We start from the raw sequence: 12,460 nt of genomic DNA, 5'->3' as shown, positions 1-12,460 counted from the left end.
GGTCCACCCCAATCAACTGAGTTTTCGAGATGCGGCGAGTTATATCATCTTCAAGTTGACACAACTGTCATCACAAACACCGGGGAATGTCCCGAGAGACGTATTGGATATAGAACGAAATGCACGGCAATTTAAGCTGGATGGTAAACGGGAAAGGGCATATCCACGAGTTCTTAAAATGAGCAAAAACAAGTTCCCGGTTAGACCAAAGAAAAATGCCGTTCACTCTTAAGTGAACGGCATTACGCATTAGCGGGTCTTTTTATTATCTATCAGTTCGTTATTATTGCAGCAACACATTGAACTTAAGCAAGGTTTCAACGCCACTTGGTGTATTCACAGTTAGTACCACTTGGCTGCTAGCGGTTTCAGTATTCTTTAGGTAAAAGTCCGCCATACTTGCATTAGCATCATTCGTTTTAGGCACAGTATAGGTTGTTGATAGCAATTCCCCTTTATCCGCATCGATATTAAGCGTTGTACTAGAGGGCATAATTTGATCTGCACTGTCGTAGAACTTTACGGTAAATTCGGATGTTTGCCCTGCAGGAATTGCCGTTAAAGACTCAAGATTGTTGAGAATATTTTGACCTAGGCGATCTTCATATACTTTGACACCATCTTGCCATAGGGAGAAATAGGCTTTTGAGCCAGACATTATCATCACAACTGCTTTACGAACATAAGTCTTATTCGCTTGTCCTGTCCCGCAGAGTGCGCCTTGACATTGAGGGCCGTTAAACTTGCCATCGGCACCTTTATAGGTGTCGCTAGCGAGGTTATCGAAATAGCGTTCACCACTATCATAGGCGAAGTTTTCGTTATCATCGCGAAAGGCTGTCGGCAAATCGCTAAAGCCTGAGTTGTGGAAGGTTTCTACATCTAAGCCGTTACCACTGCAAGCCACAGGAACACCATTTATCAAGCAAGCTTTTGCAATGGCGCTACCATCGGCCGAATCAAATTGGTTGTTACCATTGGTGTCGAAAAAGGTTTCGTGACCTAAAGCGTAGGCTAATACTGTTATGCGATGGTCTTGAGGTCTTGGATCGCTTGATGTCCAAGTCACACTGCAGACACCATTTTGAGTTAAGCAGCTTGGCTCTATTTGGCCGCCTTCACTGGTGAAGTTGACTGTTGTGTCATTGGGCGCAGGGTTGCCAAAACTATCAGACAGTCTTGCTGTCACTGTGACTTTCTCACCATCAATATTACCCGCTTCAGGGTTGGCATTACTCGTCGCTAAACTAAATCCAAGTTGTTGAGGTAGACCAGTATTCACGGTTAACTGTTCAGATTGGCTAGTGATGACTTCTTTAGTATCAGTATCAACAGCAGTGGCGACCACGCGCACAGGCGTGGGTACTGTGCCGGATAATACGCGCACACTGGCGATGCCTTGGGAGTTAGTCAGGCTTTGCGCATTCGCAGTGCCATTGGCAAAACTTAAACCACCGACAACCGTATCTAAGGTAAAGCTGACATTCTGTTGCGCTGCAGGTTGGCCATTGGCGCTGGTGACTTTGAAGCTGACTAAAGAGGATTCGCTTGAACCCGTACCGCCCGCACCTTTGATGCGAATTTGTGCAGGCTCTGCCGACTCAAAACTTAAGCTAGCAAGCGTTTGGCGTTGTAGAGTAAATGGGAAATTCGCCGTTAACGTCTGATTGCCAGCTACGGTTGTGGCGATGATTTGGTCGCTACGTTCACTGTTGCCACTGCAACTTGTGTCTTGGAAGGTCGAGCTCGCATTACCCGATAAAGTCGTAACTGGGGTATCGAGTGTGGCGCTATTGTTTGTGGTGCAATCTGAGCTAAAGCTGATGGAAGAGGGGGTTTGTACTCGTGTAACCGTGCCGTCATTGGCCTCTAATACTAAACTTGCACTTACACCAAAACTACCGCCTGCGCTGATTTTATATGCGCCATCGGCATCGGCGGTTAAGGTGCTAGCCAGTTTACCTTCGGTAAAGACTGCACCATTAAATGAGCCGAGTTTTAGCATGCCTTCTTGATTGACGGCATCTTTACTCAAGACTTCATACAAACTGCTGGTTTGCAGCAATTGACCTTGATAGTCCACAGTGACCGTTAAGGCATTTGCCCCTAATTCAGTTGCACTTGGCGTATAGGGTACCTGCGCAATACCTTGAGTGTTGGTCAACGCACTGGCAGGATTGAGCGCCGCTGAACCTGCAGTAAAGGTAACTTTAGTGCCTTCGATACCTTTGCTTTCGCTATCGAGCAATATGGCTTGTAATTGCACCGACTCATCGACTTTAAAGCGAGTGACTAAGGCTGAGCTGTTTAAAATACTGGCGCTGAGTTTGGGTGTTGCAATGGTGTTACCATTACCTGAACCAACGAACTCGTAGTTCCGGCTTGCAGTTAATGCGTCTGCATCAGATGGCGTATAGCTCGCCGTTACGGTACCAGCTTCTGCTGTTAATACAGGGTTAGAAATGATGACTTCAGCAACGCCATCTGCATTGGTGAGTTTTGTTGCTGGCGCAACAGTACCTAAGGTCGCAGCGAAGCTAATCAGTTGGCCGCTAAGTTTACTCGAACCCTTTTTTAAGGTAGCGACGGCACAAAAACTCGTATCGGAGGCAAAGCTTAAATTGGTGGTTGCATCGGCGCACTTGTCGTTAACTACAGTTTTATAGCCCAGCGTTAAGCTGTAGCTGTCTGTTGTTCCGTCAGTGTCGGTGCCATCAGCGGCGCCATTACAACCACTGAGCGCTAATGCGCCCAGTAATGCCCAAGAAAATACCGATAACGTTTTGCTAAGTCGCATAAGCAACATCCTTGTGGGGCTGAAGTTAATTAGTCTTGGATTTCGCTGCGTAGATATTTAAACAGCTCTTTAGATGATTTTGATTCTGGGCTTTTGGCCAGTTCTTTAGTGGCTTGACGCACTAAAGTACGCAGTTTTTGTCTGTCTAATTGCGGATAATGCTCGACGACAGTTTGAATCTCATCATCACCTTGGGTGAGTAAGCGTTCACGCATTTTTTCGAACATCTGCAACTTCGCGGTCTCGTTGTTGTTTTTATTCAACACGATAGCGAGTGAAGCCTTGATAGGCTCAATATCAAAATTACGCATTAATTTGCCGATATACTGCATGTGGCGACGATACGCCTCAGTATTAACCTTGATTTTGCGTGTTTGCAGGATAGCGTCGTACAAAAACTCATCCAGCTCGATTTTATCTAGCTGAGTCTTGCTCAGTGAAACAAGCTCCATACCGACTTTTTGCACGGCTTCGCTATCACGCTTGTCCGTTGTTTTGCTGCTGACATAATCTTCATCTATGTCGTAGGGCTGTTTAAAATGTTCTGAATCACCAACAATCTTCATATAGATAAAACCTCAAGTAAATAACTGGCTAATAATAACATCTCCAGCCAAAAATCGCCTAGGTGAATGTGTTTATACCCAAGCTACCTGAAGATACGAGTTTCAGAGCGCCTAGGGTGCTTCAATTCAAGGCGCATCAATGACAGAATGTCGGCCACCTTTTGAATTGATGCAACACGGAAGTGGAGTGCCCTAGGCGCTCCGTCCCGGCGGGTTTTAACGCACTTTATGCTGTGTTGGTTATTTTTAACTTAGCCCGCTAGGTCTGCAAATAACCGCCTTGCCTAAAGTGCGTTAAACTCCCGCTGAATCCTGCATCTTCAGGTTGTTTGGGTATAGGATACGCTCTCAAGCCTAAGTCAGCCGCGAATAATTAATGTGAATGGGATTTGTGTTTGTTATGCTACGGCAATTGCCGACAACGAAAGAGTAGCTTTGTGTCTTTGAACAGAATCGATAGTGAATTGGGCGCGCTGAAAGATGCGGTGGCCGTGGCGCTGGAATATGCCAACAAATTAGGAACGAACGCTGCCGAAGTGGCGATCAGTAAACAACAAGGTTTGTCGGTTTCTACCCGTTTAAAAGAAGTTGAAACCGTTGAATTTAATAAAGATGGTGCCTTAGGAATTACGGTTTACCGCGATGGTTGCAAGGGCAGTTCATCGACGTCGGATTTAAGTCCAGAGGCCATTGCCTTAGCGGTGAAAGCGGCCGACGATATCGCCCGTTATACTTCTCCGGATCCATTCAGTGGTCTTGCCGATAAAGCCTTGATGGCAAATCAGATCCGCGATCTTCAACTGTATTATCCACAAGATATTTCCCCCGATGAGTTAGCGCAACTGGCGATCCGCGCCGAAACTGCGGCGCTCGATGCCGATCCACGTATCAATAATTCCGATGGCGCCAGTGCCAATGCTCACACTGCGGTTAAAGTGTATGGCAACAGCCACGGTTTCTTAAACGGGTATTGCAGCTCGCGTTATAGCTTGAGTTGCAGCGTGATCGGTGAAGATGGTGAAGGCAATATGCAACGGGATTACGATTACACTATCGCCCGTAAATTCAGCGAGATGCTTGCGCCAGAAACCGTAGGTTTAAAGACCGCCGAGAAGACAGTAAGCCGCCTCGGTGCGCGCAAGATCGCGACGACGCGTTTACCCATTTTATTAGCGCCAGATATCGCCACAGGGTTAATCGGCCACTTTATCGGTGCGATCAGCGGCGGCAGTTTATACCGTAAATCCAGTTTCTTATTGGATTCGATCAACACCCAAATCTTCCCCGATTGGTTTAATATCGAAGAGCAGCCGCATTTACTGGGCGCATTGGCAAGCGCGAACTACGACAGTGAAGGCGTGGCGACCCAAGACAGACGCATTATTGACCGTGGCATGTTAGAAACCTATTTGCTGACCAGTTACTCGGCGCGCAAGTTAGGCTTAACCAACACGGGCCATGCGGGCGGTATTTATAACTGGACGCTCGGCCACACTGGCCAAACCTTCGACGAATTGGTAAAAGACATGGGCACAGGTTTGATTGTGACCGAAGTTATGGGCCAAGGCGTGAACATGGTAACGGGCGATTATTCCCGTGGTGCGGCGGGTTTCTACGTTGAAAACGGTGAGATCCAATATCCAGTGGAAGAGATCACTATCGCGGGTAACTTAAAAGAGATGTTCCGTGGCGTACAAGCCGTGAGTAAGGATTTTGATCTGCGCTCATCGATTCGTACCGGCGGTATCTTGTTATCTGAAATGAAGATTGCGGGTAACTAATCCATAGTCTCACTCGTTCTGCCGTGCTGCTATAGTGCGCTTAAGTCGTCTCAGTGCTTTAGTGCTAGTAGCATGAATGTGGTTTGAGCATAAAAAGGGCAAGCGATTAATCACTTAATCTGCTTGCCCTTTTTGTTTAACGCGTCGATTAGGGCTGCTCGACCTAAAAAGCCGTGCCGTTAAGAACTATGTTGTTAAAAACAGTGCCTTTAAAATCGGTCATTAAAATGCGTAGCTTGCGCTGAGTTCAAACGAGCGACCTGCACCGGCAATCTGGTTAAAGCCATTGGTATTATCGGCCTTAAATTCAGCCACACTCACGCCGCCCAGTGGCAGCTCATAGTAGCTGTCGAACAGATTATTCACGGCGAAGGTAACAGTCAGATCCTGCCATTTCATGCTGCTGTTCAAATTGAGCAAGGAGTAGCTGTCGGTTTCATTTTCAAGGCGGCGGTCATCTACGCGATCTTTGGTCGCAACCCATTGCCATGAAAGACTGTTTTCCCACTGACCTAACTGATGTTGCAGTGCCAGCTCTGTTTGCAACGGCTTGATTTGATATAAAGGTTCATCACCCTCATCTCGCTCGCCACGGGTTACATTCACTTTGCCTAACACTTGCCATTTACCTGTGCTGGTTTCGGCAAACTGATAGAGCGCATTAAAACGTGCGCCATAGAGATTGGCATCTAAGTTAGTGAATTGGAGAATATTGCGTTTGCCATCAGGCGAACTGGTGCGATTGAAGCTACCAATGACTTCGGCATCGACATAGTCAGTCACAGCTGTGTACCAAGCCGTGGTCGAGACTTGCCAGCTATCATCGTTATATTTGTAGGCTGCGCTCAGGGTATGGGCGGTTTCTGGTTTAAGATCCGGATTACCCACATAACCATTACCATCACCATACCAACCTATCATAGTGGTCGCCATAGTGCCGCGGCCCCAGCTGTAACGTTCGTATAGATTCGGAGCACGATTCTTGCGGGCTAAACCAAACTCAAGTTGTTGATTGGTCGATAATTGATAGCGCGCCAGTAAGGTGGCATCGATCAGATTATCATCACGTTTTCTGTCCATTGCATTAAAGGCTTTTGCCGCTTCTGCGTCGACATTGGGCATGCCCATCATAGGCATGTTGCTATAGGCTTGGACTTCACCAGTATTGGTGGTGACATACTCAAAGCGAACACCCGCCGATAACCACCAGCTTTGACTTAAATCTTGCTGCCATTCGCCATAAACGGCGGCGCGTTTTCGCTGGCCATCGTTGATGTTGATGTAGTCATTGGGCGCCATCATAGTGCCAGGCACCGCAGGCCAAACATCGTCGAGCTGGTAGCTATAGTATTCTTGGCCGACCAGTAAGGTGCTGTCATCACCCATTGGCAAGCGCCAGTGCAGTTGATAGCTGTAGTCATCACCTTCAGTGTTCATTGGCATCTTGCCGGTTTTTTCTGGGGTGAAAAAGCCCATCTCGTGTTTCACGCCGTGCCAGTTTACTTGGGCACTGAATTCACCGTCATCGTCGAGTTTGAGTTGATAACGGGCGAGGGCACCGTAACTCTTGTTATCCGTCATATCCATGTATTGGTTAGCAAAACCTTGGAATGGAATATTTTGGTGGGTCAATTTGATGGCAACTTCTTGAGTCTCATCGCGCCATGCGGCGGTCAAAGCATGGTTTTGTGCACGGTACAGGGTATCGATGACTTTATCGCCATTGCCATCTTTATAGCTGTTGGCATCTTCATAGGCGCCTTGATAGCTTAGGCTGACATTTTTGCTGGCGACTGTTGCGTTGGTGCCGAGTAATAAGGTGTCACTCACACTGCGATATCCAGTTGAAATATCGCCACTATTCCATTTGATGGCCTCGCTTTCACCAAATTTAGGGTTAAGGCTGCTAACCTTGATCACACCCGCAATATTGTCGCCACCGGCACTGACTGGCGATACACCCGCAATGACTTCGGCTGTGGTGATTTGATTGGCGGAGATATAGGACAGCGGTGGATTCATTTGGTTTGCACAGGACGCGGTAATGTCCGCGCCATCAACCAGCACTTTGATGCGATCGCCCATCATACCATTGAGGATAGGTAGGGCCGATACGCCGCCCGCTTCGGAGAAATCGACTCCTTGCCCTTTCAGTAGATTTTCAGCCGAGCCTAAGGCGTTACGGTTTTCGGTCTGTTGGCCATGGACCTCTAAGCGTTCAATATTGGCTAATTCGCTGTCGTCAGCCATAGCCTGTGGCGCTAGCGATAAGCCCATGGCGATTGCGAGGGATGAGGAAATTACTGAAGTTTTAAACGGGTGAGATAAATACGCAGAATTTGCAGCCATCTTATTGTCTTCCATTCACTTGGATTAATTGCGCTGCATTATAAAGAGCATCTCAGTGTGGCAGGTGCGGCATATTGTCGCAGAGGGTAACAAAGCGAGTTAAAACATCAGAATATGGCTTGAGCAGAAGACAAGTTTTCCACTTTTTAATCAGTTAGGCATGATTCTCCTAGCTCTTTATTGGTACCTCAATTGATAAAAGGTCCAATAGAACTCTGCGTTAGCGGTACTTTTGTGATTTAAGCTAACCCAAATGAGGCATTTTAATTTCTGGGATTTAAGCTAGCCAAAATACTTACTATACAAGCGCTGAGTTTCACCTTGGGAATCCATAGCGGCGAGTGCTTTGGCAAATTCAAAGACTTTAGAATCTGGTGTTAACACAGTGGGACTGTTATCTGGGCTGATGGGGATATCAGCGCGATAGTTGGGGTTGTATCTACCGCGGTAGTGGCGGCTTTTTTTCGAGAAACCGAGGTACATTTCCTGCGGTAATTCGCTGTAGTGATAGTGGAGTTTAAACTGGCTTTGGTCACGATTTTTAAGGTAATAATGCAAAGTGGTTTGATCATAAATAAAAAAGTCCCCTTGGTTTGAAAGCAAATAATCCAAGGCTTTAGGGACGGTTAACTCAGGCGGTTTGCGTACCTTAATTTTGTCGGGTAAGCCGCCAAAGTCGTAACTGCCGGGAGCGATTAAGAGGGTCATTTCATTATGGGCTAACTGCTCAATGGAGCGAATATCGGCGGCGCCAGCACGGCTAATGCCAATCGCACGTTGTGAAAGTCCATTGGGGATAAAATGCGCGTATTGAGCCCGCTCTTCGGTGAAATTAAGGCCGGGATAAAAATCGATATTGCCGAGTTTGAGATCCCGCAGAATACGTAATTTAGGTGCGCGCACCACATTGAGTTTGCAGCCAATCTTGTTCGCCGCCGCTTGGTAGAGTTCGTGATAAAATCCCGTGTTATTGGACTCGTCTCCGATAAAGGGTAAGCGTTCGCTGGTACGATACCCCATGGTCATCACGCAGGAGTCTGAACTGGAAAAAGCGTTGGCAAGCGGGGCTTGAAGCGTTATCAGTAAGAGCAGTGCGCCGAGCCAAGGTTGAGCGACTAACACGGATGTCAAATTGATCTCCTTATCTGTCGATTACAAAGTGTAACCTGAGTGCCAATAAAGGTTATGGCAAAATCCACTCACTAAACCTATTAATAAAACCTTATTGATTATTAAGCTAATATATTATTTTTGTTTGAATAATCTATCATACTTTCCTACTAGTCAAAGTCATTTTTTATGTTGGAGTGCACAAACTCTGTACATCTGATTTGATTGCGTTATAGTTTGCGCTGTTAGGCTATGGACTTAACTTTCATTAAGCAGTGAGGCATAAAATGACTAAGCAAAAACCGCAAAATATGCCCTTAGAACACGAAAGTGGTCGAGGCACCATTACCGACAACGCACTCAAAGCGTTAGTGACGAGTCCCTTGTTTAGGACCCGCACCGAGAAAGCGAAAAAGGGCAAAGGGTCATACGACCGTAAAGCACAAAACCGAAAGGGGCATCAGCACAAGGGCGATGCCCCTTTTGACTTTCTAGGTCTGCGCTTTTGTTAATCTGCTTCAGTTCGCTGCTTTAGTCTGCTGTGTTAGTGCCTCGTTAATCCTGCCAATTCATGCTCCTCCACCTGCCTTTACGCCAATCTTTACGCTTAAATCAGCCTTATTATTGATACTCCTTGTTGGAGGTTAATTGTACTTTCGCCCTGAGCGAGTATGGTGAACGCTGAGAGCGTTTTAGCGAAGGAGATGCACATGGCACAGCAATATCGAGTTGAACACGACACTATGGGTGAGGTGAAAGTCCCCGTCGATTGTTATTGGGGCGCACAAACCGAGCGTTCGCGGCAGCACTTTCGTATTGGTGCTGAGGCATCTATGCCTGTCGAAGTGATCCACGCTTTTGGCTATTTAAAGAAAGCCGCCGCTATTACCAATCAACAGCTTGGCGTCTTGCACCAAGATAAAGCTCAACTGATTGCCCAAGTGTGCGATGAGCTGATTACAGGCGAACTCGATGCGCAATTTCCCTTAGTAATTTGGCAAACAGGCTCGGGCACGCAAACCAATATGAACGTCAATGAGGTGATTGCCTATCGCGGCCATGTACTCTCGGGTGGACAACTTATCGATGCGGTTAAATGCTTGCATCCCAATGACGATGTTAACCGCTCGCAATCCTCCAACGATACCTTTCCCACCGCCATGCACATTGCCGCCTATCGCCAAGCCGTTGAGCTCGTTTTGCCCTGCATGAGGTTATTGCAGCAGAGCTTGCAGGATAAGGCCGAGGAGTTTGCGCACCTAGTTAAAATCGGTCGCACGCATTTTATGGATGCAACACCGTTAACGTTAGGCCAAGAGTTTTCCGGTTACGCCGCGCAGTTAAGTCATGCCATCGAAGGCATTGAGCACAGTCTCAAGCGTGTAGCCGAGTTAGCTTTAGGTGCGACTGCCGTCGGCACTGGGCTGAATACACACAAGGATTACGCCGTTAAGGTGGCGGACAATATCGCAAAACTCACGGGTTTGCCCTTTGTAACGGCGCCGAATAAGTTTGCCGCCTTGGCTGCCCACGATGAATTGGTCGCTCTGTCGGCAACCTATAAAGTGGCGGCGGTTAGTTTAATGAAGATCGCAAATGATATTAGGATGTTAGGTTCTGGTCCGCGTTGTGGCATTGGTGAGTTATTACTGCCTGAAAATGAACCTGGTTCGTCAATCATGCCGGGGAAAGTGAACCCAACTCAGGTCGAGGCTATGACTATGGTGTGCGCGCAAATCATGGGTAATGATGTCGCCGTTGGGATTGGCGGCAGCAATGGTCAGTTTGAGCTCAATGTGTTTAAGCCGATGATCATCGCCAATGTGCTGCAATCGGGGCGCTTATTGGGGGATGCTTGCCAGTCGTTTAATGACCATTGCGTAGTCGGCATAGTGGCGAACGAGCCACAAATCGCGGCTGCATGTGGAGAACTCACTCATGTTAGTGACGGCGCTTAATCAACATATCGGTTATGAAAAGGCCGCTAAGATAGCCAAAAAAGCCCATAGCGAGCATAAGACTCTGCGCCAAGCGGCATTAGAACTTGAGTTTGTGACAGCAGAAGAATTCGAGCTGTGGGTCGATGCCAATAAGATGTTGGGACCCGATGCTTAATTCATAACGTCTCATCCTAGCTGCTGATAAATCAGCGAAATTGAGGCTGGCAATGAATCAATATCGTGGGCCAAGACAGTGTGAAGAAACAGTGGAGTAAGGATGCTGAAGCATTCGCAGTGTTAATGTTTACGGTGCATCGAATGATAAAAAACAAAAAGCGAACCAGAGGTTCGCTTTTGAGTAATAGCCTGTCCTGTATCAGAACAGCTTAGTCTTGGGTGTCAGCGTCTACCACTTCAGCCCACAGATCGTGTTCGTCTGAATGGGTGATGCGGGCACGAACCAACATACCTGGCTCAAGTTCAGTTTCACCATTGATAAACACCATGCCGTCGATTTCTGGTGCATCGGCGAAGCTGCGGCCAATGGCGCCTTCTTCGTCGACATCGTCAATCAGAATATCTAAAGTACGGCCAACGAAACGGGCCAAACGCTCGGCGCTGATCTCGGCTTGGAGTTCCATAAATCTGTGGTATCTGTCTTCTTTCACTTCTTCGCTGATAAGCTCGGCGATAGTGTTGGCGACAGCGCCATCGACTTCAGAATACTTAAAGCAACCTACGCGGTCGAGACGAGCTTCTTTCAAGAAATCGAGCAGGATTTGGAAATCCTCTTCGGTTTCACCTGGGAAGCCGACGATGAAGGTTGAGCGGATCACCAGATCTGGGCAGATTTCACGCCAGCGTTGAATCGCTTCTAACTGACGGTCAACACGGCCTGGACGCTTCATCATCTTGAGGATGCGCGGGCTTGCATGCTGCATTGGAATATCCAAATACGGCAGAATCAAACCTTCGGCCATCAAGGGGATCAAATCGTCAACCCATGGGTAGGGATAGATATAATGCAGACGCACCCAAGCGCCCATTTTACCCAGTTGGCGCGCTAGGCTAGTAATGTCTTGCTTGACTGGCATACCGTTCCAAAAATCGGTACGACCGCCTTTGTCTTTGCCGTAGGCCGAGGTGTCTTGGCTCACAACTAGAATTTCTTGTACGCCTGATTCCACTAAACGCTTAGCTTCATCTAAGATGCTGCCCGCTGGGCGGCTGTCGAGATCGCCACGTAGCGAAGGGATGATGCAGAAAGTACAACGGTTGTCGCAACCTTCTGAAATCTTTAAATAAGCGTAATGCTTAGGCGTTAACTTAACCCCAGTTTGTGGGATTAATGAGGTGAAAGGGTTGTGCTCTGGCTTAGGCACGTACTTGTGAACATGCTTCAACACCGCTTCGTAGCTGTGTGGGCCAGTGATTTCTAACACATCTGGGTGCACTTCGCGGATTTGGTTTTCTTTAGCGCCAAGGCAGCCAGTGACGATCACTTTGCCGTTTTCTTCTAAGGCTTCACGCACAGCATCCAGAGACTCTTCCACCGCAGCATCGATAAAGCCGCAGGTATTGACGATAACTAAGTCGGCATTGTCGTAGCTGTTAGTGACTTCGTAGCCGTCGATGCGTAACTGAGTCAGAATACGCTCTGAATCCACGAGGTTTTTTGGGCAGCCCAAAGACACGAAACCGATGCGATTCCCAGTGGTAACAGTATTAGTGCTTGCTGCTTCTAATGTTTTTACTGGGATATCAAGCGTGGTCGTTTGCTTGGGTTTAAAAGTTTCAACTGTCATGGTTTCTCGCTGAGGTATAAGCCGCCTTAAAAAAGTTGGCGGATTATACCTGAAGTGATTAAAAGGTACAGTAGCTTTGGCTGAAAAGTGTACAACTGGGGCGCTGAATATG

The 12,460-nt window shown here is 47.5% G+C and carries 7 protein-coding genes and 2 pseudogenes; 4 read left to right on the top strand and 5 right to left on the bottom strand.

The window, feature by feature from the left end; translation table 11 throughout:
- Positions 1-232: pseudogene (locus L5L98_RS15220) on the top strand (IS4 family transposase); the annotation flags it as partial.
- Between the two features lie 51 nt (positions 233-283).
- Here the strand turns inward: L5L98_RS15220 and L5L98_RS15215 are convergent.
- Both L5L98_RS15215 and yjgA read right to left on the bottom strand, forming a co-directional pair.
- The gene (locus tag L5L98_RS15215) at positions 284-2,797 is read right to left on the bottom strand and encodes an Ig-like domain-containing protein (RefSeq protein WP_263142146.1); all 2,514 of its coding nucleotides are present in this window, start codon (positions 2,795-2,797) and stop codon (positions 284-286) included.
- A gap of 29 nt (positions 2,798-2,826) precedes the next feature.
- Positions 2,827-3,363 (bottom strand): ribosome biogenesis factor YjgA, encoded by a 537-nt coding sequence (gene yjgA, locus L5L98_RS15210; protein WP_198573074.1) that lies wholly within the window; start codon positions 3,361-3,363, stop codon positions 2,827-2,829.
- A gap of 437 nt (positions 3,364-3,800) precedes the next feature.
- On the opposite strand from yjgA, the gene pmbA reads away from it, so the two are divergent.
- A complete protein-coding gene (pmbA, locus tag L5L98_RS15205) occupies positions 3,801-5,144 on the top strand; it encodes a metalloprotease PmbA (protein ID WP_263142143.1) in 1,344 nt (447 codons plus the stop codon).
- Positions 5,145-5,366: 222 nt separating this feature from the next.
- Here the strand turns inward: pmbA and L5L98_RS15200 are convergent, their stop codons facing one another.
- Positions 5,367-7,493 (bottom strand): TonB-dependent receptor, encoded by a 2,127-nt coding sequence (locus L5L98_RS15200; protein WP_263142141.1) that lies wholly within the window; start codon positions 7,491-7,493, stop codon positions 5,367-5,369.
- Between the two features lie 282 nt (positions 7,494-7,775).
- Positions 7,776-8,624: a substrate-binding periplasmic protein gene (locus tag L5L98_RS15195; RefSeq protein ID WP_317633963.1), complete on the bottom strand. Its 849-nt coding sequence runs from the start codon at positions 8,622-8,624 to the stop codon at positions 7,776-7,778.
- A gap of 266 nt (positions 8,625-8,890) precedes the next feature.
- Between L5L98_RS15195 and L5L98_RS15190 the strand changes: the two genes are divergently transcribed.
- Together L5L98_RS15190 and fumC are read left to right on the top strand one after the other, a co-directional pair.
- A complete protein-coding gene (locus L5L98_RS15190) occupies positions 8,891-9,115 on the top strand; it encodes a ribosome alternative rescue factor ArfA (protein WP_131523432.1) in 225 nt (74 codons plus the stop codon).
- A gap of 198 nt (positions 9,116-9,313) precedes the next feature.
- A pseudogene (fumC, locus tag L5L98_RS15185) lies at positions 9,314-10,718 on the top strand (class II fumarate hydratase).
- Positions 10,719-10,929: 211 nt separating this feature from the next.
- Here fumC and rimO read toward each other — a convergent pair.
- Positions 10,930-12,348 carry a 30S ribosomal protein S12 methylthiotransferase RimO gene (rimO, locus tag L5L98_RS15175; RefSeq protein WP_263142136.1) on the bottom strand — a complete coding sequence of 473 codons (1,419 nt, stop codon included), beginning with the start codon at positions 12,346-12,348 and terminating at the stop codon, positions 10,930-10,932.
- Positions 12,349-12,460 lie beyond the last annotated feature (112 nt).

The organism is Shewanella sp. SM23 (genome assembly GCF_025654295.1).
Taxonomy (GTDB): Bacteria; Pseudomonadota; Gammaproteobacteria; order Enterobacterales; family Shewanellaceae; genus Shewanella; species Shewanella oncorhynchi.
This window is presented reverse-complemented; position numbering and strand designations above follow the sequence as displayed.